The 26,519-nt window shown below is 43.7% G+C and carries 18 protein-coding genes and 2 tRNA genes; 13 read left to right on the top strand and 7 right to left on the bottom strand.

Annotated features, from left to right (window positions below; translation table 11 throughout):
* Positions 1 to 511: 511 nt before the first annotated feature.
* From ACEWB7_RS00950 to ACEWB7_RS00930, 5 genes are all read left to right on the top strand, one after another.
* The gene (locus tag ACEWB7_RS00950) at positions 512 to 2,113 is read left to right on the top strand and encodes an isocitrate lyase (RefSeq protein ID WP_262738622.1); all 1,602 of its coding nucleotides are present in this window, start codon (positions 512 to 514) and stop codon (positions 2,111 to 2,113) included.
* A 255-nt stretch (positions 2,114 to 2,368) separates the two neighbouring features.
* Positions 2,369 to 5,464 carry a multidrug efflux RND transporter permease subunit gene (locus ACEWB7_RS00945; protein ID WP_262738621.1) on the top strand — a complete coding sequence of 1,032 codons (3,096 nt, stop codon included), beginning with the start codon at positions 2,369 to 2,371 and terminating at the stop codon, positions 5,462 to 5,464.
* Positions 5,465 to 5,636: 172 nt separating this feature from the next.
* On the top strand, positions 5,637 to 8,762 hold the full coding sequence (locus ACEWB7_RS00940; protein WP_262738620.1) for an efflux RND transporter permease subunit: 3,126 nt from the start codon (positions 5,637 to 5,639) through the stop codon (positions 8,760 to 8,762).
* A gap of 41 nt (positions 8,763 to 8,803) precedes the next feature.
* Positions 8,804 to 10,138 (top strand): magnesium transporter, encoded by a 1,335-nt coding sequence (gene mgtE / locus ACEWB7_RS00935; protein WP_411580342.1) that lies wholly within the window; start codon positions 8,804 to 8,806, stop codon positions 10,136 to 10,138.
* A 75-nt stretch (positions 10,139 to 10,213) separates the two neighbouring features.
* Positions 10,214 to 10,795 carry a DUF4112 domain-containing protein gene (locus ACEWB7_RS00930; protein ID WP_034170189.1) on the top strand — a complete coding sequence of 194 codons (582 nt, stop codon included), beginning with the start codon at positions 10,214 to 10,216 and terminating at the stop codon, positions 10,793 to 10,795.
* A 74-nt stretch (positions 10,796 to 10,869) separates the two neighbouring features.
* Here the strand turns inward: ACEWB7_RS00930 and htpX are convergent, their stop codons facing one another.
* Positions 10,870 to 11,775 (bottom strand): protease HtpX, encoded by a 906-nt coding sequence (gene htpX / locus ACEWB7_RS00925; RefSeq protein WP_034170190.1) that lies wholly within the window; start codon positions 11,773 to 11,775, stop codon positions 10,870 to 10,872.
* Between the two features lie 177 nt (positions 11,776 to 11,952).
* Positions 11,953 to 12,825, bottom strand: coding sequence for a lytic transglycosylase domain-containing protein (locus ACEWB7_RS00920; RefSeq protein ID WP_262738618.1), 873 nt, complete (start codon positions 12,823 to 12,825; stop codon positions 11,953 to 11,955).
* 501 nt (positions 12,826 to 13,326) lie between these two features.
* Here ACEWB7_RS00920 and ttcA point away from each other — a divergent pair.
* Both ttcA and ACEWB7_RS00910 read left to right on the top strand, forming a co-directional pair.
* Positions 13,327 to 14,253: a tRNA 2-thiocytidine(32) synthetase TtcA gene (ttcA, locus tag ACEWB7_RS00915; RefSeq protein ID WP_005236792.1), complete on the top strand. Its 927-nt coding sequence runs from the start codon at positions 13,327 to 13,329 to the stop codon at positions 14,251 to 14,253.
* 218 nt (positions 14,254 to 14,471) lie between these two features.
* Positions 14,472 to 14,858, top strand: coding sequence for an SCP2 sterol-binding domain-containing protein (locus tag ACEWB7_RS00910; RefSeq protein WP_004784757.1), 387 nt, complete (start codon positions 14,472 to 14,474; stop codon positions 14,856 to 14,858).
* 92 nt (positions 14,859 to 14,950) lie between these two features.
* Here ACEWB7_RS00910 and ACEWB7_RS00905 read toward each other — a convergent pair whose 3' ends face one another.
* Entirely contained in the window at positions 14,951 to 16,066 is a 1,116-nt protein-coding gene (locus tag ACEWB7_RS00905) for a transglycosylase SLT domain-containing protein (protein ID WP_175967987.1), read from the bottom strand.
* A gap of 363 nt (positions 16,067 to 16,429) precedes the next feature.
* On the opposite strand from ACEWB7_RS00905, the gene greB reads away from it, so the two are divergent.
* From greB to ACEWB7_RS00890, 3 genes are all read left to right on the top strand, one after another.
* Complete coding sequence (gene greB, locus ACEWB7_RS00900; protein WP_175967986.1) at positions 16,430 to 16,924, top strand: transcription elongation factor GreB; 495 nt, start codon at positions 16,430 to 16,432, stop codon at positions 16,922 to 16,924.
* 88 nt (positions 16,925 to 17,012) lie between these two features.
* Positions 17,013 to 17,103 (top strand) — tRNA-Ser (locus tag ACEWB7_RS00895).
* Positions 17,104 to 17,364: 261 nt separating this feature from the next.
* Positions 17,365 to 17,455, top strand: a tRNA-Ser gene (locus ACEWB7_RS00890).
* Between the two features lie 55 nt (positions 17,456 to 17,510).
* On the opposite strand, the gene ACEWB7_RS00885 is transcribed toward ACEWB7_RS00890, so the two are convergent.
* A complete protein-coding gene (locus ACEWB7_RS00885; RefSeq protein WP_175967985.1) occupies positions 17,511 to 18,464 on the bottom strand; it encodes a LysR substrate-binding domain-containing protein in 954 nt (317 codons plus the stop codon).
* Positions 18,465 to 18,718: 254 nt separating this feature from the next.
* Between ACEWB7_RS00885 and ACEWB7_RS00880 the strand changes: the two genes are divergently transcribed.
* The 3 genes from ACEWB7_RS00880 to epmA all read left to right on the top strand — a co-directional run bounded on the left by ACEWB7_RS00880 (position 18,719) and on the right by epmA (position 22,198).
* A complete protein-coding gene (locus ACEWB7_RS00880; protein WP_411580341.1) occupies positions 18,719 to 19,942 on the top strand; it encodes an acyl-CoA dehydrogenase in 1,224 nt (407 codons plus the stop codon).
* A gap of 211 nt (positions 19,943 to 20,153) precedes the next feature.
* Complete coding sequence (locus ACEWB7_RS00875) at positions 20,154 to 21,221, top strand: 4-phosphoerythronate dehydrogenase (protein WP_411580340.1); 1,068 nt, start codon at positions 20,154 to 20,156, stop codon at positions 21,219 to 21,221.
* The gene (gene epmA / locus ACEWB7_RS00870; protein WP_175967982.1) at positions 21,218 to 22,198 is read left to right on the top strand and encodes an EF-P lysine aminoacylase EpmA; all 981 of its coding nucleotides are present in this window, start codon (positions 21,218 to 21,220) and stop codon (positions 22,196 to 22,198) included. The genes ACEWB7_RS00875 and epmA overlap by 4 nt, the downstream gene beginning before the upstream one ends.
* Positions 22,199 to 22,223: 25 nt before the next feature.
* Here the strand turns inward: epmA and ACEWB7_RS00865 are convergent, their stop codons facing one another.
* From ACEWB7_RS00865 to ACEWB7_RS00855, 3 genes are all read right to left on the bottom strand, one after another.
* A complete protein-coding gene (locus ACEWB7_RS00865) occupies positions 22,224 to 22,676 on the bottom strand; it encodes a GNAT family N-acetyltransferase (RefSeq protein ID WP_175967980.1) in 453 nt (150 codons plus the stop codon).
* 161 nt (positions 22,677 to 22,837) lie between these two features.
* Positions 22,838 to 24,070 (bottom strand): multifunctional CCA addition/repair protein, encoded by a 1,233-nt coding sequence (locus tag ACEWB7_RS00860; RefSeq protein ID WP_175967979.1) that lies wholly within the window; start codon positions 24,068 to 24,070, stop codon positions 22,838 to 22,840.
* Between the two features lie 83 nt (positions 24,071 to 24,153).
* Complete coding sequence (locus ACEWB7_RS00855; RefSeq protein ID WP_175967977.1) at positions 24,154 to 26,433, bottom strand: NADP-dependent malic enzyme; 2,280 nt, start codon at positions 26,431 to 26,433, stop codon at positions 24,154 to 24,156.
* Positions 26,434 to 26,519 lie beyond the last annotated feature (86 nt).

The following is a 26,519-nucleotide window of genomic DNA, read 5'->3' as shown; positions in this document are numbered from 1 at the left end:
GCAGAAAGCAAATCTGGCTGCATCCAAAAACGAAAGAATGTATTTCTGAAAAACAGAGGGAATTAGCAAATAATGTGCCAGATTTGACTAAAAATATTTCCACAAATAAATGAAAAATAATTCCTTCGAAATAAGTGTTCCAAGTTTTAAGGCTTAGAAAATAGACAAAAATTGCTGAAATTAAGCGCTGCTAAAGTCCCGCAAGACTTAAGTCTAATGAATATTTTTTACCCATATTGCTGATGTTTTAAACAAAATCTAATTTTAAAAATTCAAAAATAAAATATTAAATACAATAACTTATAAGGAGCTGATCAATATATAATTAGACTTTCATCTACATATTTTTTAAATAAATAATGATAATTCTTGCAGAATATTGGATTAATTTTTCGAAGCCCACTAATCTTTAGCTATCCCAACGGATCGTCGAAAATCTGAACAAGTCATTGAGGGTGTGATTTGAGCGGTTCGTTGCAGAAAAATCCTAATATTAATACAGGAATATATCATGACTACATACCAAACAGCGATTGATGCAATCCGCGAATTAAAAGCGAAATTCGGTAACACTTGGGCAGACATCAGTCCTGAAGATGCTGCGCGTATGCAAATGCAAAACCGTTTCAAAACTGGTTTAGACATTGCTAAATATACAGCGGCGATTATGCGTCGTGATATGGCTGCTTATGATGCCGACTCTAGCAAATACACTCAATCACTAGGCTGCTGGCACGGTTTCATCGCTCAGCAAAAAATGATTGCGAACAAAAAATACTTCGGTACAACTGAACGTCGCTATATCTACCTTTCTGGCTGGATGGTTGCTGCACTTCGTTCAGAATTCGGTCCTCTTCCTGACCAATCTATGCACGAAAAAACTTCTGTTCCTGCATTGATCGAAGAAATCTACACATTCTTACGTCAAGCTGATGCGAAAGAACTGAACGACCTGTTCCGCGCACTTAAAAAAGCTCAAGACGCTGGTGATACAGCTAAAGCTGCTGAAATCACTTCACAAATCGACAACTTCCAAACTCACGTTGTGCCAATCATTGCGGACATCGACGCTGGTTTCGGTAACGAAGAAGCAACTTACTTACTAGCTAAGAAAATGATCGAAGCGGGTGCTTGTGCACTTCAAATCGAAAACCAGGTTTCTGACGCGAAACAATGTGGTCACCAAGCTGGTAAAGTTACAGTTCCACACGAAGACTTCATCGCGAAAATCCACGCTCTTCGCTATGCATTCCTTGAAATGGGTCTTGACGACGGTATCATCGTTGCACGTACTGACTCTGAAGGCGCTGACTTGACTCAAAAAATCCCAGTGGTTAAAGAGCCAGGCGACATCGCTTCTCAATACATCAGCTACTTAGACACTCAAGAAATTGACATCTCTGAAGCACAAGAAGATGAAATCCTGATCAAACGTGATGGTAAACTTCACCGTCCTAAACGTCTTGCTTCTGGCTTGTACCAGTTCCGTGAAGGTACTCAGATCGACCGCGTTGTACTTGACTGTATCACTAGCTTACAAAACGGTGCTGACCTTCTTTGGATCGAAACTGCGACTCCAAACGTTGCTGAAATCGCTCACATGGTTAACCGTGTACGTGAAGTTGTGCCAAATGCGAAACTTGTTTACAACAACTCTCCATCATTCAACTGGACACTGAACTTCCGTCAACAAGCGTACGACCGTTGGGTTGCTGAAGGTAAAGACGTATCTGCATACGACCGCGCTAAATTAATGAGCGCTGAGTACGACGATTCTGAATTGGCTGCTGAAGCTGACGAAAAAGTACGTACATTCCAATCAGACGCTTCTCGTGAAGCAGGCGTGTTCCACCACTTGATCACTCTGCCTACTTACCACACAGCTGCTCTTTCTACTCACGAGCTTGCTCAAGGTTACTTCGGTTCTGAAGGTATGTTGGCTTATGTTGCTGGCGTACAACGTAAAGAAATCCGCGGTGGTATCGCTTGTGTGAAACACCAAGCAATGGCTGGTTCTGACATCGGTGACGACCACAAAGAAATCTTCGCTGGTGACAACGCGCTTAAAGCGGGTGACGATGCGAAAAACACAATGAACCAATTCTCTGCTTAATCAGCTCTGAATAGATTCTAAAAAACCCTGCGCAAGCAGGGTTTTTTTATGCCTAAAATAAAATGAATAACTCTATAAATTGTTGAAACAGCTAGATGAAAGGCAAAATCTTCATATTTTCTTCATGATTCAATTTTATACATATTTTTCTGTGATCAAGCCTTGCATTCTCCAAGCCCCTGCCTGAATATCCTTAAGCTGACTCAATAATGCAACGTCTTCCATAATTCCTTAAATTCAAAGTGATTCAGACTTATGCTGTCTAAGTTTTTCATTCATCGTCCTATTTTTGCAGGTGTACTGGCCATTGTGGTCATGGCCATTGGACTTTTTGCGGTGATGAATTTACCTGTTGAACGTTATCCGGATATTGCACCGCCTCGCATTACCGTGGCAACAACCTATACCGGGGCATCGGCAGAAACAGTAGAAGAGAGCGTGACCCAGGTGCTGGAACAGCAAATTAAAGGTATCGACCGCTTGCTGTATTTCAGCTCCAGCAGTGATTCTTCAGGTCGAAGCCGGATCAGCATCAGTTTTGAAAATGGCACCGATCCAGATACAGCACAAGTACAGGTTCAAAATGCGATTAACGGGGTTCTCAATCGTTTGCCTGACGATGTCCAGCGACAGGGCGTGAATGTCTTCAAATCTCTTGGCGATACCCATATGGTCATCGGGCTGTATGATGAATCACGGCGTAGTAGCAATATTGAACTATCTGATTATTTGACCACGCATCTGGAACAGGATATTTCCCGAATTGATGGCATTGGGGAAGTGGATGTTTTTGGTTCACAGTTCGCGATGCGCATCTGGCTGAATCCAGCAAAATTAAAACAATATAACCTGATGCCAAGTGATGTGCGGGCAGCGATTGAATCACAGAATACTCAGGTGGCAGCCGGCGCAATTGGGGACTTGCCGACAGTCGATGATCAGTATCTGAATGCCAAAGTCACATCAGGCAGCCGTTTAAAAACAGTCGAAGAATTTGAAAATATTATTGTGAAGTCTGCCCGGGACGGGAGCTTTATCTATTTAAAAGATGTTGCACGGGTAGAATTGGGTGCGGAAAATTATCAGTCATATAGCACTACCAATGGCTATCCTTCTGCCGGTCTGGGCATTTCACTAGCCTCCGGTGCCAATGCAATTGCGACGTCGAGTCTGATCAAGGCTGAAATCGAGCGACTTTCCCAGCAGTTGCCGGAAGGCTATAAAATTGCTTATCCGCGTGACAATACCCCGTTTGTCAAAGAATCGATTAAAGAAGTCGTTAAAACTTTATTCGAGGCGGTCATTCTGGTCGTCATCGTGATGTTTATCTTCCTGCAAAACTGGCGTGCGACCTTAATTCCGACTGTAACTGTGCCTGTAGTTTTACTCGGAACCATGGCGGTACTTTATATTTTGGGACTGAGTATTAATACGCTGACTTTGTTTGCCTTAGTACTGGCGATTGGCTTGCTAGTCGATGATGCTATTGTGGTGGTAGAGAACGTTGAACGTCTGATGCATGAGCAGCAACTTACAGCCAAAGAAGCAGCACTGGAATCCATGCAGGAAATCAGCGGGGCACTGATCGGGATTACCCTGGTTTTAACCGCGGTCTTTATTCCCATGGCGTTCTTTGGTGGCTCAACCGGGGTGATCTATCGTCAGTTCTCGATTACGCTCGTGGCAGCGATGTCTCTGTCGCTGATGGTCGCACTGATTCTGACACCTGCACTTTGTGCGCTGATTTTGAAACCGAATCCAAAACCTGCCAAGTGGGCGAGTTGGTTTAACCAGAAACTGGATGGTTTGAAGCATCGTTATCTGAAAGTTTCTAATGTCACTCTACAACATAAGGCCATTAGCCTGGTGCTTTTTGCCGGGTTGATCTGTGTATTTGCTTTATTCTACCGCGCCTTACCTACCAGCTTCTTGCCGAGCGAAGATCAGGGTATTCTGAATCTGCAGATCCGGTTACAGGAAGGTGCTCCAATGAAAAACACCATTCAGGTCGGTGAACAGATTCGTCAGTATTTTCTGGAAGAAGAAAAGGACAATATCGACTTGGTGATGTTACGTTATGGCCGTAACTTTTCAGGTACCGGTCAGAACCTGGCGACCGGTTTTGTAGCCTTAAAGCATTGGGATGACCGTTCAGGAGAAGAAAATACTGCGCAGGCGATTCGTGAACGTGCCATGAAGCATTTCCGTAGTAACCGCGATGCCCAAGTCAATATCAGTATGCCGGCTTCAGTGAATGGTTTAGGTCAAACCGACGGCCTGGATTTCTGGATTCGTGATATTAACGGTAATGGCCGTGAGTATCTCGAAGAACAGTTCCAGAATATGCAGGCTGGCGCAGCTCAATATAGTAGCTTTGAAAATCTGGATAAGCGCTCTAATCCGGAAAAAGCTGAACTGAAAGTCAATATTGACCAGAAACAGGCCATGGCCAATGGTCTGAGTCAATCCGCAATTAATAGTACGCTTTCAGCGGCTTGGGGCGGTAATTATATTAATGACTTTATTGATCGTGGCCGGATTAAACGGGTGATTATGCAGGGTGATGCAGAATTCCGTTCCAAACCTGAAGATCTGACACAATGGCATGTACGTAATGACCTGAACGAGATGGTGCCTTTTAGTAATTTCGCTCAGGTAGACTGGAGTGGTGGTCCCGAGGTAGTCAACCGTTTTATGGGTTATACCTCGCTACAAATGCAAGCGGATATGGTCAAAGGTTCCAGTTCTGGTGAAGCGATGCAAGATGTTGAAAATCTGGTGGCAGAACAGGATGGCATTGACGTGGTCTGGAGCGGTTTATCCTTTGAGGAAAAACAATCCAGTAATCAGGCAATCTGGCTTTATCTGGTGTCGATCGGTTTTATTTTCCTGTGTTTGGCTGCTTTATATGAAAGCTGGACGATTCCGACTGCGGTCATGTCCGCTATTCCTCTAGGGATTGGTGGGAATATCATTTTTAGTTTTCTGGCAGATTTTCCGAATGATATTTACTTCCAGATTGCTTTGCTGACCACGATTGGCCTGTCCTGTAAGAATGCAATTTTAATTGTAGAGTTTGCGGCATTGGCTCAGGAAAAAGGTAAATCGGTAGTTGAAGCTGCACTTGAGGGTGCGTCATTACGCTTGCGTCCAATCTTAATGACCTCTCTGGCCTTTGGTGCTGGTATTTTGCCACTGGTCTTTGCTTTCGGTGCTGGTGCAGCCAGTCGTCGTGAGATTGGAATTAGTGTTTTTGGTGGAGTGATCTTCGGAACAATACTGGTACTGATTTTTATTCCATTTATGTACGTTTTAATTCGCCAAATGACGATGAAGAAATCACATACTTAATATCAATGCAAAATATTGAGCTCAAAAATCCCCGTTATGACGGGGATTTTTTTATCAGAAATAAAGAGTTAAAGATTGGCTTAAATTTAAGCATGGTGTGAAAATTGCTATAGAAATCATCTATTCATGGCGTGTGCATTCTAAAGATGCATTTGATGGGGATTTCTAATTTATGTTGTCGCGCTTTTTTATTTATCGTCCCAAGTTTGCAGCAGTCATTGCAATTTTAATGATGGCCCTTGGGGTATTTGCACTTCAAAAAATTCCCATTGAACATATGCCAAATATGGATACGCCAGCTTTAGGTGTTTCCGCAGGTTATCGTGGTGCATCGGCTGAAACTGTTGAGCAATCGGTAACCCAGATTCTGGAACAGGCGGTAAAAGGCATTGAAGGTCTGGAAACTTTTCACTCCAGCAGTTCGGTTGGACGGGCTCAACTTACGCTGCAATTTGGGCAAGGAGTCGATCTTGATCAAGCCCAGTTACAGGTTCAAAACGCCGTCAATGGTGTATTGAGCCGCTTACCTGAAGAGACGCAGCAGGGCGGAGTCAATGTTTATAAGTCAGGGTATGACCAGTTTGCACTGTTAAGTTTATATGATGAGAGTGGACAGAGTAGCGTTACCGAACTTTCAGATTATTTGATGGTCCATGTCGAACCGCGTTTGTCACGTATTGAAGGTGTAGGGGAAATTGATCTATACGGTGCAGGTTATGCCATGCGGATCTGGCTAAATCCGCATAAGTTGCATCAGTTTAACCTGATGCCAAGCGATATTCGCAATGCCATTGAAACCCAGAACGCACCATTGGCTTCAGGCGCAATTGGCGGTTTGCCGACGATGCAGGATCAATATCTCAATGCCAAGGTCAGTGCGGGTTCACGTTTAAGCAGTGTGAAAGAATTTGAAAATATCATCGTTAAAACCACAGATTCCGGTTCATTGCTGTATTTAAAAGATGTGGCACGGGTAGAACTAGGTGCAGAAAGTTATAACCACATTAACTATACCAACGGACAGCTCTCTTCAGCTTTATCGATTACTTTGGCACCGCGGAGTAATGCCATTGCCGTGTCCGAGCAGATTCAAGACGTATTAAAAAATGCTCAGGCCAATTTGCCACCGCACTACCAGTTGCAAATGACCATGGATAAAACCCCATTTATTACCAGCTCTATTGAACAGGTAGCTAAAACTCTGGTTGAGGCCATTATTCTGGTCATTGTGGTAATGTTTATCTTCCTGCAAAACTGGCGTGCCACGATTATTCCGGCCGTTACGATTCCGATTGTGGTTTTGGCGACCTTTGCAGTGCTGTATGTCTTGGGTATGACCTTGAATAGCTTTACCTTGTTTGCCCTGATCTTAGCCATCGGCCTGCTAGTCGATGATGCCATTGTAGTGGTGGAAAATATTGAACGCCTGATGCAGGATGAACATCTGGATGCCAAAGCGGCTGCCTTAAAGTCAATGCAGGAAATGAGCGGAGCACTGGTCGGTATTACGCTGGTACTTACCGCAGTATTTATCCCGATGGCTTTCTTTGGCAGTATCACTGGGGTGATTTATCGTCAATTTTCTATCACTTTGGTGGTAGCGATGTTGCTGTCTTTATTTGTGGCCTTGGTGATTACCCCAACATTTGCGGCACAACTCCTCAAACGCAAACATCATCAGGCTCGCTGGGCGCAGCGCTTTAACCATGGCATGGATCAGCTCAATGCCGGTTACCAAAAAGTTTCAGCTCAAAGCATGCGTCTGAAATTCACGATGTTGGCACTGTTTAGTGTGTGCATAATGGGCTTCGGTTGGGTATATAAGCATTTGCCGGAAGGATTGGTGCCCACTGAAGATATGGGCTTTGTTATGGGGCAGATTGTCATGCCGGGCAATGCACCGCGTACAGAAGTCGAAAAAGTCGGGCGTGAAGTACAAGATTATTTGATGAAACACGAATCGGAACACATTCAGAGTGTAGGTGTCTGGTATAGCGGCAACAACGTCGGTGTAGGCCCGTATCGTGGGCAGCTCTTTGTGGTATTAAAAGACTGGGCTGAGCGCAAAAATCCTGAAGATTCAGTCTTTGCTATTGTCGATCGAGCACAGAAACACTTTGCCAATCATGCTAATGCCCAAATTCTCTTTATGGCGCCTTCCATGTCGAGTAATGGTCGTGTAGTCGATTTCTGGTTGCAAGACCTGGATTATAAAGGGGCTAAATTTTTACAGGAGGCATTTGGCCAGATTGAAGCGCGTGCCCAAGGCAAATCATCGATTGAATTTTTACAGCTGGATCAACCTAAAGAAAGTGCTGAGCTGAATATCAAACTTGATGCAGAACGTGTGTTAAAGCATTCCATTCCTCAGCAAAATGTAAACAGTACTTTGGCTGCAGCGTGGGGTGGAACTTATATCAATGACTTTATTGATCGTGGGCAGATTAAGCGTGTGATTATGCAGGGTGAAGCAGAATACCGTTCTAAACCTGAAGATCTGGCCTTCTGGCATGTACGCAATCAAAAAGGTGAAATGCTGTCGTTTAACCAGTTCAGCAGTCTGAATTGGCAGGGCGGGCCGAACAGTATTAACCGCTATATGGGTTATAACGCTGTTCCAGTCTATGCCGGGATTCCAAAGGACAAGTTTTCCAGTCAAACCATGCAGGATGTTGAAGCATTGGTAGATGCCCCAGAAGGCGTAAATCTGGCCTGGAGCGGAGCCGCACTGGAAGAAAAGCGCAGCAGCGGTCAGGCGATTTTTCTTTATGTGATTTCGATTGCCTTTATTTTCCTGTGCTTAACCGCTTTATATGAAAGTTGGACCATTCCTGCGGCCGTGATCAGTGCCATTCCATTGGGGGTAGGCGGCAGTATCTTATTTTGCTGGGTCTTTGGTTTCGCCAATGATATCTTTTTTCATATTGCCTTGCTGACGACGATTGGTCTGTCCTGTAAAAATGCCATTCTGATTGTGGAGTTTGCTGCACGGGCAGAGAAAGCAGGAAAAACAGCTATAGCTGCAGCTTTAGAGGGAGCAAGTTTACGCTTGCGGCCTATTCTCATGACTTCTATTGCTTTTGCTGCGGGAGTAATCCCTTTGATTTTCGCTTCTGGGGTCAGTGCGATCAGTCGTCAGGAAATTGGTGCCAGCGTTTTGGGCGGGGTCATTTTTGCGACTATTCTGGTGTTATTCTTTATCCCGTTTATGTATGTGTTAATCCGAAACCTGTTTCGTGTCAAAGCAACAAATAAAGTTATACAAATCAATCAGGAAAATGAGGAATACTCACTCTAGGGCGGGTATGTTTCATACCTGCATGGAATGACGGTAGGGAAATGCAGCACCAAGAAAAAATACAGCAACTACATGAGACTCTGCTGACAGGGGAAAATAATATTCATCAGCTTCTGCAAAAGCTGAATATTGCCGATCAGGCCAGAATTTTGTCTGAGCTTGGACCAGCAGAACGCTGTCACTATTTCAAGCAGCTGGAACGTCAGGCAGAAGTACTGGAGTACTTGCCACTGGCCATGCAAATCCAGCTGGCCTATCAATTTCCTCTGGAGCAACTGGCCAGTCTGATGGATGCCATGCATTCCGATGACTTCATTGATTTATACAAGCAGATGCCCTGTGAAGTGCAGCAGCAGTTACTTGGCAAATTATCCACCCAGTCGCTACAAACCCTGCGAGAGTTGCATGCTTATCCGGAAGAAACAGCCGGCGCATTAATGAGTTCGGACTTCGTTACACTTGCTCCCGAGCTTAGCATGACTGAGGCGATTGAAACGCTACGTGATATTGCGGGGAATCATGACACTTTATATCTGATCTATATCGTGGATGAGAAACAGCATCTGCTCGGTGTGATTTCCTTGCGACAAATTATTCAGGCACGGCCGGATGCCACTATTAATGAGGTCATGACCACAGATGTAGTCTATGCCACGGTAGATGAGGATCAGGAGCAGGTCGCCCGTACCTTGGCCTATTATGATTTTATCGCCTTGCCTGTGGTCGACGCGACCCAGAAGCTGGTCGGGATTATTACCTATGATGATGCCATGGATATTGCTGAGGCAGAAAGCACCGAGGATATTTTAAAATCCGGTGCAGTGACGCCTTTGAATGAACTGAGCCTGAAAACTGCACCGATTCTCAGACTGTATCAGAAACGGGTATTCTGGCTGGTCATCCTGGTGTTTGGCAGTCTGCTCTCCGGAATCGGGATTGCCCATTTTGAAGATATTATTTCTACCCATATTGTGCTGGTATTTTTCTTGCCATTATTGGTGGGAAGTGGGGGGAATGCTGGCTCACAATCTGCCACCCTAATGGTGCGTGCCTTGGCAACAGGCGATGTGCAGTTTAAGGACTGGTTCAGCCTGCTTGGTCGTGAATCTCTGGTTGCCTTATGTCTGGGTGGAACGATGGCCATTGCAGTATCAATTCTGGGTTATATTCGAGGCGACTGGATGGTCGCCGTTGTACTCGCTTTAAGTATGTTAGGTATTGTGCTGATGGGATGTCTAGTCGGCATGAGTTTACCCTTTATTCTCAATAAATTGAAAATGGACCCAGCCAGTGCATCAGCACCTCTGGTGACTTCAATTTGTGATGCCACCGGGGTGATTATTTACTTGTTTATTGCCTCTCAATTATTGTTTTAAATACTTAGCAATTACAACTTAAATAGAAAAAATACTTTATGCTCAATTACATTAGTCTCATTTCTGGAAGAACCTATGCCTGATCTTGGACAAAAAAATAAACTGAGCCAACACGATGTCATTCGGTTGGAGCGGGATCTGGCCAAGTTCGCCAATATGATGGATTCGGTGGTACGTATTCCGTTTACCAAACAGGGCGTTGGGGCAGATGCCGCCTTAAGTACCATTCCAGTGGCGGGAGATATCGCAGGTTTTGTATTGACTAGTTATGCAATTTATAAAGCCCATCAGATTGGTGTGCCGAATGAAAAATTAAAGCCAGTCCTAAAAATGGCCGTCATGGATGCTGTGGTCGGCTTTATTCCTGTAGCGGGAACAATATTTGATATTTTTATTCGTCCTAGCCGTAAGGCACTGGATATTGTGCATCAGCATATCCGGGACGAATACCAGATTCGTACCGATCATCATGTGGTGCATCCATTTCTGCATGAAAGTCTGGAACGCAGACAACAGCAATCCGCTTTCTGGCGTAATCCTGTGGTGGCCTGGATCTGGATTCATCTGCCAGATCTTTTAGGAACTTTCTTTTTGATTCTGTTAATTATGGCTATTGGCTGGGGCACAATGCAGCTCTTTCAATGGTTTAAAGCCTGAAGGTTTATCAATATAAACTTAATAAAAAAGCCTGCATTCGCAGGCTTTTTTCTATCAAGCAATTAATATATTGTTTAAGGGCAATCGAGTTGTTGCAAAGCAGCAACACGTTGTTCAATCGTTGGGTGAGTCTGGAACAGAGCCGCCAGACTAAAACCTTGTTCCTGACCAGCCGAAATCGCAAAGGCTTTCATTTCTTTCGGCATAGCATCCGGCATTTCTGATTCAGCCTGTAAACGTAATAACGCTGAAATCATGGCCTGTTTGCCTGCCAAACGTGCACCTGCCTCATCAGCACGGTATTCACGGTAGCGTGAGAACCACATCACGATCGCTGAAGCCATAATACCAAATACGATATCCAGCACAATGGTAATCACAAAATAGCCAATACCCGGTGCTTCACCTTCTTCACGGCCGAAGATTGTACGGTCTACGAAATCACCAACTACACGGGCAAAGAACATGACAAATGCGTTGACCACACCTTGAATCAAAGCCAGTGTCACCATATCGCCATTGGCAACGTGACCGATCTCATGCGCCAGTACCGCGCGAAGTTCATCTTTATTCATGCGTTCAAGCAGACCCGTGGACACAGAAACGAGCGCATCGTTCTTGTTCCAGCCTGTTGCAAAAGCATTTGACTGATAAGATGGGAAAATACCCACTTCCGGCATTTTAATGCCAGCGCGCTGAGAAAGTTGCGCAACTTCTTGTAATAACCATGCTTCTGCCTGGTTACGAGGGGCATTTGGGTCAATCAGTTCAGTACCGGTTGTTTTTTTCGCCATCCATTTAGACATGAACAGGGAAATCAGTGATCCCACCATACCGAACACAAAACAGATCACCAACAGGTTGCCTAGATTCAAGCCACCCGCGCCATGGTAACTACCGACACCGAAGAGTGACAGGATAATGCCAGCTACAACCAGTACCGCGAGGTTGGTTAGCAAGAACAAACCAATCCGCATCATTGAGAAATCCTCTTATTATAAAAAAATAATCTGATTAGAAAATGAAAATCATTGAAATCAATATGGGGTGAAATGACTAAAAATTCAAGAAAAAAATGGCCCTAGATCACAAAACACAGCTTTATTTTTTGCTGCATTTTCGCTAAGGCCATTCAGAATCAAATAATTTTGATTTATTTATTCACTTAAATAAATTTTAGCTGCTGCTGTTGCATTCGCCGTTGCATAAGAGCCCATCGGTGCATCGGTATAACTACCATCAGCATTCATAATAATCTGACGCTGATACTTGGCTGCCTGAATGTGCGAAGTGCTGCTGCTATCATTGGAGTAATTTGCTGAACTGGCAATGATGCGGCCTTCACTGGATGGTGTGTTAGACGTGGTCGTACTTGCACTCAGGCCATGAGTATACAGGTTTTGAAAACGGCTGGTCACACGGCGCACATAATCCTGGGTTTCCCGGAAAGGCGGGATTCCACCGTATTTACTGACATTGCCTTCACCGGCATTATAGCCCGCCAGTGCCAGGCTGGTATTGCCATTAAAACGCTTCAATAACCAGGCCAGATATTTAGCACCCGCCATAATATTCTGATGCGGATCATAAGCATTACTAACATTAAAGCGACGTGCTGTGGCTGGCATCAGCTGCATCAAACCTTGTGCACCCACAGGGGAGCGGGCATGGGTATTAAAACCGGATTCAGTATGCATGACTGCTTTAATTAAACCTTCAGACACACCATAAGTCTGTGCGGCCTGACGAATGATCGAATCAAAAGCATTCTTATTCTTGCTATAGCTAGGCAAAACCGACGACTCGCTGCTGCCCCAGTTACTATAGCTATGAATATTGCTATCCGGATAATAAGTCTTCTTTTCGACCTGAAGATGATTATAACGGCTCTTCTTATTGGTCAATAAGGTACTGCCGTTTTTATCACGCAACTGATAGATGGTTTCACCGGCATACACCAAATGACTACAGCTCAGCATAACCAAGCTACCGATCAGTTGACACCCCAAGAAATACGTCTTTATTTTCATTGTTTATATTTGATAAATAATAAGCTAGAAAAATTCATGGATGAGTTTAACAAAAAATTACGTAATGCACAGCCTTATACGCTGCATTTATAAACGAGTATGTAAACAGGAACGCCTGTCAATATTTTGAACACTAAAATATTTTTTTTATTTAATTTAAAACCTTAGGGTTGACAGGTTTAAGTTATTGATTTTAATAATAAAATAAATTGATCAAAAAATAATCAATTTAAAGAAAAGCCTTAAATTTTGAGGTGAACAAGTTGTCAAGTCCATTTCAATCCACAAAGTTATCCACAGCTTTTGTGGACAACTGTGGAAAAGTCCAAAAGATAAGCATCTCGCCTAAAAATTGAACTAAATCGTTCAATATATCAATCAAAATAAAACATGAAAATGAAACTAATATGGCATTTGTATGAAAATAAATTCTTTTGATGCGATACGGAACCGAATCAGCTAAAATTGCGCGGTATTTTTATTTATGGGTTATTCTCGTCTATGTACTCGCCAGTTGAATCCGAGCAAGGATTTAATTTCAAACCTGAACTGCCAACAAGCTCTGCCTACTACCGTTTGTTGAAGAAGCTTCGCCGCCAGGTCGGACATGCCATTCGCGACTTCAAGATGATTGAAGACGGCGACAAGGTCATGGTGTGTATTTCTGGTGGTAAAGACAGTTATACCTTGCTTGATATCCTGCTTCAATTTAAACGCATTGCACCGATCAATTTTGATGTAGTGGCAGTTAACCTGGACCAGAAACAGCCCGGTTTCCCGGAAGATGTATTACCGCGTTATTTAGAAGAAAATAACATTCCGTATTACATCTTGGAAAAAGATACCTACAGCATTACTAAAAAACTGACACCAGAAGGTAAGACTTACTGTGCAGTATGTTCACGTCTGCGCCGTGGTTCTTTGTACGGTTTTGCTCAGGAAATTGGGGCGACTAAAGTGGCACTGGGTCATCACCGTGATGATATTCTGGCAACATTCTTTCTGAACCTATTCCATGGGGGCAGCCTGAAAGCCATGCCGCCAAAACTGCTGTCTTCTGACAAAAAGAACATTCTGATTCGTCCATTGGCCTATGTGGAAGAAAAAGACATCATCAAATATGCACAGATGCGTCAATTTCCAATTATTCCATGTAATCTATGTGGCTCTCAGGAAAATCTTCAACGTGCTATTATCAATGACATGTTACGTGAATGGGACAATGCGCATCCAAAACGTCTGCACAGCATCTTTGGTGCCTTGCAAAATGTTTCACCATCTCAGTTAGTTGACCGCGAATTATTTGACTTTGAAATTCTGGATAGCCAGCGCGAATTCGATTTCAAAGGCAGCTGTTCAACTGAAGAGGCGGTAGAAGGCGAGAACCGCCGTATCAATATGGTCAATCTGGGCTTTGCAGCAGACTAATTGACCTATATAAAGTTAAGCCGATACAGGCATGGGCTACGGCCGATGCCTGAATCAAAAATAACGCATGATAAGAACTACAAAAATTGAACGGTGCGTACAAAATTCGTTAGCCTTTGCCATAATGATCATGTTATAACAAGTCACAAGCATAATAGCTTCAACCTGATGTCGTCTGGATAGTCGACACAAATGAATAAATAAATTGAGGAAAGATCATGCCTGCTTTTTTAACTGATGATTGGTTTTCGACTGTAGACACGCTCACTGCACAAGCTGGTGATTTGGATTTGCCACCTGCTTTGGCAAATCTAGCAATTAATTTGGTCGTTGCAGACACTACAGGTAATACAGAATTATCTTTGGAAGGTGGCGCGATTAAAAAAGGTTTGTCTCCAAATGCAAAAACAACATTGAACATGGATGGCGAAACCTTACGTAAAGTTTTCCTTGAGTTTGATATGGCGGCTGCAATGCAAGCTTTCATGACAGGTAAGATCAAGGTGCAAGGTGATATGTCTCAATTGATGGCATTGCAAACAGCGAAGCCAAGCCAAGCTCAAAAAGACCTATTCAAGAAAGTTCTTGAAAATACCACAGCTTAATAGTTTTAATCTAAAAAGCTGTAGTAACAAAAAAGCTTACCCTGAGGTAAGCTTTTTTTATGGCTGAATAACTAGATTTAAATTGATCAGGCTTAAATATTCACCAGCTGTGGAGTAGTCTTGATGTGTTCCAGATAGGCACGGATACGGGTCACGTATTGAAGTGCCTGACGATAACGACCATTGTTAGCTTTATTCTGTTCTAGATAAGCATACAGGTTTACCCAGTTGTTCGGATTCTTGCCTTGGGCCTGAATACGTTTTTGCAGCTGATTCACAGCACCTGGACCCATGTTATAAGCAACCAGAGCAAACCAGTTACGATCCGGATAAGGGATATGTTCATAACGGCTCAGCATCTGGTCATAGTATTTGGCACCCCCATCAATACTTTCGCCTGGATCTGTCCGGTTACTAACCCCCATCGCTTTTGCGGTAGAGCTTGTGAGCATCATCAGACCGCGGACACCGGTGGGAGATACGGAGTTTGGCTTTAGATAGGATTCCTGGTAACCGATCGCGGCGAGCAGGTGCCAGTCCAGATCGTACTGCTGAGCAGATTTCTGAAAGCTCGCCTTGTATGTGGGGAGGCGCTGGTTAAGGTCCTGTTGAATTTCATCCCAAGAATGCTCTTCTACTACATTCTGATTGTAGAAGGAAGCAAGTTGCTTGATCGCACCGCTTTGTTTGCCTTGACAAACAAAAGCACTGGCGGTTTGACTCAAGGGATCACTAGCTGATTTAAATACCAGATTCAGATTGACATTCAGTCCATTACTGGCCAGTGAAGACTCATCACCACAAGTGGCAGAAAAAGCCGTTAAACGCTGTTGTTCAATCGTACCCAGATCAGTGGTGGTCATGGCCAGATTGGCTTTGCCCTGCGCTACCCATTTCAGGGCCGTGGCATTATCTGGAACAGTTTTAAAATCCAGCTTAACATTCAGGCTGTTGGCATAGTTGCGAACCAGGTCGTAACCAAAACCATGCTGATGTTGTCCATCCTGAAACACAGTCGTTGGACTTTGAACTGCGACGACGGTGAGTTTGTTGCTATTGACCACATGATCATATTGAAGTGTGGTTTTAGTGGCATTGATACTATGAAAGGGGATAAGTGCCGTACTCAGTACCAGTGCTTTTACAGGGAGAGAAGAGATAAAAGAGCTAAGGCAAAGCCTCGACCCAGTGGTTGAACTACTGTGCATGTTGTCTCCGCTACAAGTAATTTATGCCCTAAAAATCACAGCCAATACTAGCCAGAAACTTTTAAAAGTTTGATAAATTCAATAAGGGTTGGGCAGTCATGACGTCATTCAAAAATGACTAAATTGATCGGGAAATATGTAGAAAAACTACATAGATTAAAAAATAAGCGATTTCAAAAGTAGGGTGCATATTAAAGATCAAAAAATTAATTGTCAAATTTTGTATATAATTTATTTTTTAAATGTAATTTAAGTTGTTAAATTTATTGAAGAAAAAATTGCATATTCTGGCTTGTCGTAAAACTCCGAATAAAATAAGCTCTTAATGTCTAAAAACTGGTTCAAAATTGGCAATTAAAACACATGAAATCTAACCTGATTACCCGTGGTGGACACGACAAATTGGTGGCAGAACTTAAAAATCTCTGGCATGAAGAACGTCCTGAAATTACCAAAAAAGTGAACTGGGCAGCCAGTCTAGGCGACCGTTCGGAAAACGCAGATTACCAGTATAACAAACAGCTTTTACGTAAAATTGATCGTCGGGTTCGTTATCTGGGCAAGCGGCTGGAAGAGCTGAGAATTGTTGATTTTTCTCCTGAACAGGAAGGTAAAGTTTATTTTGGTGCCTGGGTTGAAATTGAAAATGAACAGGGTGAGCAGAAGAGCCTTCGGATCGTAGGCGTCGATGAAATTTATGATCATTATCTGCAGCATATTTCGATTGATTCCCCAATGGCGCGTGCCCTGTTAGGCAAGTCAGTGGATGATGAAGCTGAGGTGATAACACCATCCGGCAAGAAACTCTGGTTTATCAATTCAATTCGCTATGAAAAGCCAGAAAATTCAGAAGATTAATGAAATTGATTTTATTTTGTGCAGTTGATGTAGAGAAATTGGAAAAATATTTGCCAAGCGCAATTTTTATTTATATGATGGCGGCCATGGAAGCGTGGCAGAGCGGTTTAATGCACCGGTCTTGAAAACCGACGAGGGCTTATACCCCTCCGTGAGTTCGAATCTCACCGCTTCCGCCAGATACGAAAACCCTGATCATTGATCGGGGTTTTTATTTTTAAATTATTAAAATGATTTTAAATTTTCATTGTTCAAAATGGTGTGAATATTAAGGCTAAACTTCATTCTGAAAATAAAAATATCAGTATCGAAAGCCTGTGTATAAAATTTTATCTACTCTAAAATTTTCGTCTGATTTTTGACTGAATGGACTGATTTTTACAGAAGTTTTGCGAAAATTTATTGCCAAGAAACAGAAATATTTATATGATGGCGGCCATGGAAGCGTGGCAGAGCGGTTTAATGCACCGGTCTTGAAAACCGACGAGGGCTTATACCCCTCCGTGAGTTCGAATCTCACCGCTTCCGCCAGATACGAAAAACCCCGATCATTGATCGGGGTTTTTTATTGTCTATTCATTGAGGTTTATAGCGCAGACTCAGATGGAAGGCTACCTTGAATTTCCTGTTGTATCCAGGCAACAAATTTTTCAATCAGCGGTGAGCTTTCCTGACTGGAATGAACCAGATAATAGCCTCGTTTCCTTTCTAAGGTCTTGCTGGACACCAGTACCAATTCCTGTCGCTTTAATTCTTTTTCAATCAGCATTTGTGGGATCAAGGCCATTCCCATGCCATGACTAGCCACTACAGCGAGCATGAAAAAAAGTTCATGTCGTTGCCCCTGAAAAGGATTCGGATGCTGGATCTGATGCAGCTTGAACCAGTCTTCCCAGATGTGCGGCCGGGTAGTTTGCTGTAATAAAGGGAGTTGAACCAGTTGTTCAGCACTTAAGTCATAGCTGTAGTCATTAATCTTCTGTGCATCGGGAAAATACTGTTGAATCAGGTTAGGCGCACAGACAGCAACTACATCTTCATGCATTAGAAAATGGCTATGCGTACCAGGCCATTGTTCGACCTGTTGAGGTGTTCCTGCATAAATAGCAGCATCGAAAATCTGTTCCTGAAACAGAAAAGGGCGGGTGCTGGTTTCCAGATGTACCGTAATTTCAGGATAGAGTCGATTAAAGCTCTGGAGTTTAGGTAATAGCCAGCGAGTCGCAAACGTAGGCACTACGCCCAGTTTTAAAGTACCGCCGCGCCCTTGATGCGTAATGACGTCTAGGGTTGACTGTTCCAGTCCTTTGAGATGCGGAGTGATACTCTTTAAATATTGTTGTCCAGCATGATTGAGTTCTACACCATACCGCGTACGAGTAAATAAAGCTGTACCTAAATACTCTTCCAGTTGCTGGATCTGACGTGAAACTGCACTTTGGGTTAAAAACAGTTCCTGCGCAGCATAGGTGTAACTGGCATGACGTGCAGCAGATTCGAAACAGATCAGCGCTTGCAGGGAGGGTATTTTTCTACGCACCTGTTCATCCTTGAACTTAAAATGGTCAGATATCAATAAATGGTATATCACTCTTATACTACTATACAACTTTGGTATAAAAAACAGGCAAATTAGCTAAGAAGATAATTTATAAAAATACCAACTTATATAAGGTATGCGTAAATTGCATAGCTGCATGCAAATTTATTGTTTGAACAAGTCATGATTCATGCCTAGAGTCAATCTGAAGGATAAAACAACATCTAATAGAAAAAGGATTGGCAGGGAATACTATGAATCAAATGGTCGATACGAAAAAAACCAGCAAAGTCTATTTTAACTGGCAGGATCCGTTCTTACTGGAGCAACAGCTGACTGAAGAAGAACGCATGATCATGGAATCTGCGCGTGTATATTGTCAGGAGCAATTACAGCCGCGTGTATTAGAGCAGTTCCGTCATGAGAAAACAGATCCAACCATTTTCCGTGAAATGGGTGAACTCGGTCTGCTGGGTCCAACCATTCCTGAGCAATACGGCGGTGCCGGCTTAAATTATGTCAGCTATGGTCTGATTGCCCGTGAAGTAGAACGTGTGGATTCAGGTTATCGTTCTATGGCCAGTGTGCAAAGCTCGCTGGTGATGGTGCCAATCAATGAATTTGGTTCTGAAGAACAGAAACAGAAATATTTGCCAAAACTGGCGACCGGTGAATACATCGGTTGTTTCGGTCTGACTGAACCAGATCATGGTTCAGATCCAGGCAGCATGATTACCCGTGCCAAAAAAGTCGATGGTGGTTACCGTTTGACTGGCGCCAAAATGTGGATTACCAACAGTCCGATTGCTGATGTCTTTGTGGTTTGGGCAAAAGAAGTGTCTCCTGAAGGCAATGTGGGTGACATTCGCGGCTTTATCTTAGAAAAAGGCTGGGAAGGGCTTTCTGCACCAGCGATTCACGGTAAAGTTGGCCTGCGTGCTTCGATCACTGGTGAAATCGTGATGGACAATGTTTTTGTTCCAGAAGAAAACGCATTCCCGGAAATTCGTGGTCTAAAAGGTCCGTTTACGTGTCTGAACAGTGCCCGCTATGGCATTGCCTGGGGTGCAATGGGTGCAGCTGAATTCTGCTGGCACACGGCTCATCAGTACACCATGGACCGTAAACAGTTCGGTCGTCCATTGGCTGCCAATCAGTTAATTCAGAAAAAACTGGCAGACATGCAAACTGAAATTGCGCTGGGTCTGCAAGTGGCATTACGTTTTGGCCGTATGAAAGATGAAGGCATTGCTTCAGTAGAAGGTACTTCACTGATCAAACGTAATAACTGTGGTAAAGCTCTAGACATTGCCCGCTTAGCGCGTGACATGATGGGCGGAAACGGGATCTCTGATGAATTCGGTGTAGCACGTCATCTGGTGAACCTAGAAGTGGTGAACACTTATGAAGGTACGCACGATGTACATGCCTTGATTCTAGGTCGTGCTCAAACGGGTATTGCTGCATTCTCTAATTAAAAGAGGAAACTTTTTAGTGCAGGGTATGGCTTTCAATAGCCTAACCCTGCGTCATTTTCTTACTCCAATTACACTCCTTTGCCGAAGTGATGTTTGACTTCGGCATTTTTTATATCTCTATGTTTGCAAGAATTCATCTAAAGCTTGAGTGAAAATAGTCACATCCCGGTTGACGCGGTATGATAGACAGATTCAGTCATTGGAACAGATTATGAAAATTGTCGCAGATGAAAATCTGGCATTTACCGATTATTTCTTTGCAGAATTTGGCGATATTCAGCATCGTGCAGGAAGAACTCTCACTGCGGAAGATGTAAAAGATGCAGAGGCTTTATTGGTCCGTTCCGTGACCAAAGTCAATGCAGCACTTGTACAGGGCAGTCAGATTAAATTTGTCGGCAGTGCTACCATTGGTACAGATCATTTGGACATTGCTGCACTAGAACAACAGAACATCCGCTGGAGCAATGCACCTGGCTGTAATGCACAGGCGGTGGCTGAATATGTGATTACAGCTTTATTATATTTACAACCCCAATTGATCAATGCAAATAAAGAATTCACCTTGGGTATTGTGGGTTTAGGAAATGTCGGTTCACGTTTGGCAACAATGGCCAAATTGCTGGGTTGGAATGTGATTGTCTACGATCCCTTTGTGCAGCGTGATCAAGTTCATCAGGTTGAATTTGAAGAACTGCTAAAAGCAGCAGATGCCATTTCCATTCATGTGCCTTTAACCAAAACAGATCAGCATCCGACTTATCATTTAATTAATGCTAATGCTCTTGGACAAATGAAACCAGAAGCCATTTTAATTAATTCAGCGCGTGGGCCAGTTATTGAAGAAGCGGCACTAATTGCCGATATTCAGGTAACTCAACGTCAGGTTGTACTGGATGTCTTTGAGCATGAACCGGAAATTTCTGAACAGCTGCTGAATCTGATTACTTTGGTGACGCCGCATATTGCAGGTTATAGTCTGGAAGGTAAGGCACGCGGTACTCAAATGATTTACGAGGCATTTTGCCAGACTTTTGGCTTTGAGATTAATAAGCTGTTTGAAAGCCAATTGCCTGTCTGTGAGCAGCTTTTCCAGAATCAGGATTTAAAACTGGCGCTACAACAGCATTTAAACCAGATCTATGATATCGCCCGTGATGATGCCAATCTGCGTGCTTGTTTAAAAGATGGCAAAGTCGATCAGAAAGCATTTGATCATTTACGCAAGACTTATCCTTTACGCCGTGAATGGGCCGCTCATGGAGGGCCAAAGGCATGAGTCAAACAGTATCTTATCAACCGACCTGCGACTTAAAAGCCATTAAAGCACGTGCCCACATGTATGCCCAGCTCCGTCAATTTTTTGCTGAACGTGACGTGCTGGAAGTGGAAACCCCGATTTTATCTCAGGCTGGTGTGACCGATGTGCATCTGGCTTCGATTCAGGCCCAGCGTCATGTCATGGGTAAGCTCAGCACACATTATCTACAGACCTCACCTGAATTTGCCATGAAACGTTTATTGGCCAGTGGCAGTGGGCCGATTTACCAGATATGTAAAGTATTTCGGGATGATGAACACGGCCGCAAGCACAATAGTGAATTCAGCATGCTGGAATGGTATCGACCAGGCTTTAGTCTGAAAGATCTGATGTTTGAAGTGACGGATCTGTTAAATGTGACACTTAAGGCCCGTTTTGGGGAAATCCGTCCCACTGTGCTCAGCTATAAACATGCCTTTATGGATCGCCTGGATCTCAATCCTTTACAGGCCACTTTGCAGCAACTCAAAGATTGCTGTCGCCGGGTAGGTCTCAATCTGGACTTGGGTGATGACCGTTTAGGGTATATCGACCTGTTATTTTCGCATATGGTCGAGCCAAGCCTGGGGTTCGATACGGCTGTATTTCTGACAGATTTTCCACCGGAACTGGCATCATTGGCTAAAACCAGAATCGATGAAGATGGGGAGCTGGTTGCAGCCCGTTTTGAGCTGTATATCGAAGGGCTGGAACTGGCCAATGCTTATGATGAGCTGATTGATGCAGAAGTTTTACGTTCCCGCTTTGAAGCAGATAATGCAGAACGGGCAGCGCTTGGCTTGCATGTCATGCCGATTGATGAGTATTTGCTGGCGGCATTGCCACAAATGCCGGAATGTTCAGGTATTGCCCTAGGTCTTGATCGCTTGCTGATGATTGCAACCAATCAGATGAAATTGGAAAAAGTGATTACTTTCCCTGCTGAAATTTCATAAATTAAATCCACGATTGATCAGCTGGTCACATGACTGGCTGATCCAGATGCTTACGAAATCCAATACTATAACTGTCAAATCCCAGTCCTTGATAAAAGGCATGCGCAGGATGGCGTTCTTCGCGTTTTCCGCTGTTGAGCTGAATCATCTTGAAGCCTTGCTCTTTTGCAATCTGTTCAATAGCAGCCATCAGTTGCTTGCCAATACCTTTTCCACGATGGGCCTGATCAATTACAAAAGCCTGAATCCTTAAATATCCACCGTCAAATTCCCAAGTGTATTCCTGAATAAAATCGGCATAGCCGATCACATGTGAATTCTGTTCTACAACCAGTGTCTGATAATGGCTGTCTTGATGGAGATACTCCCAACGCTGTTTGATTTTTTCCAGCGTAGAGGGATAGCCAAGCTGAATCGTGAGTTGATGAACGTCATGCAGGTCTTTTTCAAGATCCAGTTGACCAATGTGATAAGTCATTAGAGATGTTCTTAGCTAAGAATAATATCAATCATAATCAATATTTACTTTGCTTAAATGTTGAAAATACAGGGTAACTTCAAAGAATTATTGCTATCTATATAGAAAATCGAGATGAGTGCGATTCGAGATATTAAAAGGCTCCCGAAGGAGCCTGATGTTTAAAGTATGGCACTATGCTGTTCTTTCAGTTCTGCCAGAGCGGCAATCCGTCGTTCAATTAGCATCTCACCAATATCCGGACCTTGAATTTCTGGTGGCAAATCTTGAGCTTTAATACTGCGAACCACCTGCATGGCATCCAGCACGTATTGAGCCTGAGGATAAGCACGATTTTCCAACCCCAAGCGGCCGCGAGAGTCACATTCACAGGCCTGTACAAAATCTTCAACACGTTCAGGACGACGCAATACATCTAGACGCTGTAATAAACGCCATAAAGTGCCAGGTTTTAAGTTAAAAGCCTGATGGCATTTTAAGTGTTCTTTACAAACTGCCAATGCCAGTTGTTTGGTATGAGTCGGAACTCTTAAACGTTCACACAGCTCATTTACCGGTTTAATCCCACGTTCTTCATGCATGATATGGCGTGGCAATTCTTCCACAGGGGTTAATGCCTTACCCAGGTCATGAACCAGAACCGCAAAACGCACCTCTAAGCTATAATTTTGACGACAGGCTTGCTGTAAAGACATCATGGTATGAATACCACAGTCAATTTCCGGATGATATTCAGGACGTTGCGGAATGCCGTATAAGGCATCCAGTTCCGGGAACAGTACTTTTAAAGCACCACAACTACGTAATACTTCAAAATACACATCTGCATCTTGTTCCATCAGTGCGCGTGTGGTTTCTTTCCAGACCCGCTCAGGTGTCAATGCATTAAGCTCGCCCGATTCCGCCAGCTGCTTCATCAGCACCAACGTTTCTTCTGCAATGCTAAAACCCTGATGTTGATAACGCGCAGCAAAGCGGGCAATCCTTAAAACACGTAAAGGATCTTCGACAAAAGCTTCTGATACATGACGCAGTACACGATCAGCCAGATCTTTTTGACCGCCATAAGGATCATAAATCTTGCCTGAATCATCCATGGCCATGGCGTTGATGGTCAGGTCACGGCGGATCAGATCCTCTTCCAAGGTAACATTAATATCGGTATAAAATTCGAAACCATGATAACCATAGCCAGACTTGCGTTCGGTACGTGCCAGAGCATATTCGTCTTTGGTTTCAGGGTGAAGAAAAACAGGGAAGTCCTTGCCAACAGGTTGAAAACCTTCAGCAAGCAATTGTTCCGGCGTCGCGCCGACAACCACATAATCTTTTTCGTGATAGGGGTGTCCAAGTAAATGATCCCGAACTGCACCGCCTACTAAATAAACTTGCATGAAAAAACCTCTATTCTTACAAGCATCATGCTACAGAATAGAGGTTTTCTCAAGTCAAGAAGTTACGCTAATGCGTACATTCCTTAGAGCGCGTTTTTTTCTGCTTCCTGAATTTCAGCGACAGTTAACGCAGTCATATTCACTACGCGACGAGTCGTTGCAGTTGGTGTCAAGATATGAACAGGTTTCGCAGCACCAAGCAGGATAGGACCAATGGTCACGTTGTTACCTGAAGTTGCTTTTAACAGGTTAAACGAAATATTGGCTGCATCCAGATTTGGCATGATCAGCAAGTTTGCAGAACCTTTGAAACGAGAGTTCGGGAATGCAAACTGACGGATATTTTCGTCCAGTGCTGCATCACCATGCATTTCACCTTCAACTTCAAGCTCAGGTGCAGTTTCAGAAAGGATTTCATATACACGGCGCATTTTTTGTGCGCTGGCATCGTGCTGGTCTGAACCGAAGCTAGAGTGAGAAAGTAGGGCAACACGCGGTGTAATACCGAAACGACGTACTTCTTCAGCAGCCAGAATCGTCATCTCAGCAAGCTGTTCAGCCGTTGGATTACGGTTGATGTAGGTATCCGCGATGAACAGGTTACGCTCTTCCAGCATTAATGCGTTTAAGGTGAAGAAGGTATTATGGCCATCCTGTTTGCCGATGACATTGCTGACAAAGTCCAGATGGATGTCGTAGCTTGAGTACGTACCACATAACATACCGTCCGCCATGCCATGACGTACCAGCATCGCAGCGATCAGGGTAGAACGGCGACGCGCTTCACGGTGTGCATATTCAGGCGTTACACCTTTACGTTGCATCAGGTTATAATAGTCGTCTGCAAATTTTTCGTAATCCGGGTTCTTTTCCTGATCCACGATGGTGATGTTGACACCATCTTCAAGACGTAAGCCCAATTTCTTGATATTGGCTTCGATGACTGCTGGACGACCCACCAGAATCGGTTTTGCCAAGCCTTCATCCACTGCAATTTGTGCAGCACGAAGTACGCGCAGGTCTTCACCTTCTGCATAAGCGATACGTTTAGGATCTGTTTTAGCTTGTGCAAAGATTGGTTTCATCATGAAGGCTGAGTTATACACAAACTCAGACAAACGTTGACGATATGCCGAGAAATCCTGAATCGGACGAGTCGCCACGCCAGAATCCATTGCAGCTTGTGCAACTGCAGGCGCAATTTCCAGAATCAGGCGTTGATCCAGTGGACCAGGAATCAGGTAATCACGGCCGAAAGAAGCTGATTTTTCACCATAAGATGCAGCATCTGCTTCTACGTGTGCCATACGTGCAATCGCGTGTACGCAGGCAATTTTCATCTCTTCATTAATGGTGGTTGCACCAACGTCTAATGCACCACGGAAGATATAAGGGAAGCACAGTGCATTGTTTACCTGGTTTGGATAGTCAGAACGGCCAGTTGCCATGATCACGTCATCACGAACTTCGTGTGCATGTTCAGGCAGAATTTCTGGATCTGGGTTCGCCAAGGCAAAGATAATTGGATCTTTGGCCATCAGTTTCACCATTTCTTTGGTGAGAATACCGGCTGCAGAAAGACCCAGGAACATATCTGCACCTGCAATCACGTCACCGATCTGAGAGGCATCAATGTCTTGTACATATGCTTTTTTAGATTCGTCCAGACCTTCACGTTTAGTTGTCAATAAACCACGTGAGTCAGCAACGATGATATTTTCTTTTTTCACGCCAAGGGCACAAAGCAAGTTCAAGCAAGACAGGGCAGCAGCACCGGCACCTGAAGCAATGATCTTGATTTCATTAATTTTTTTGCCGTTTAATTGCAAAGCATTAAGAAGAGCAGAACCTACAATGATTGAAGTACCATGTTGGTCATCGTGGAACACAGGAATTTTCATGCGTTCACGAAGTTTCTGTTCAATGTAGAAACATTCTGGAGCCTTGATATCTTCCAGGTTGATCCCGCCAAAAGTGGGTTCTAGAGAAGCGACAATATCAACAATCTTGTCTGGATCATTTTCAGCAATTTCGATATCGAATACATCAACACCCGCAAATTTTTTGAACAGTACGCCTTTACCTTCCATGACCGGTTTAGACGCCAGTGGGCCAATATTACCCAAACCAAGAACTGCTGTACCGTTACTGACCACTGCAACCAGATTACCGCGTGCGGTATACAGTGCAGCTGTTGAAGGATCGCGTTCAATCTCAAGACATGGTGCGGCAACGCCAGGCGAGTAAGCAAGGGCTAAGTCACGTTGGTTGACCAATTGTTTGCTTGGTGTAACGCTGATTTTTCCTGGAGTAGGGAATTCGTGATAGTAAAGAGCCTGCTGCTTTAAAGATTGTTCGTCCATCTGTATCTCTATCGTTGTAAAGATTACCCAGAAAGCGGGTAAAAAATTGCATTTATACCTCTGAATATAACATTTGTTAAGCACTT

It is taken from the genome of Acinetobacter sp. NIOH-H-8, assembly GCF_046635365.1.
In the GTDB taxonomy this organism is placed as follows: domain Bacteria; phylum Pseudomonadota; class Gammaproteobacteria; order Pseudomonadales; family Moraxellaceae; genus Acinetobacter.
This window is presented reverse-complemented; position numbering and strand designations above follow the sequence as displayed.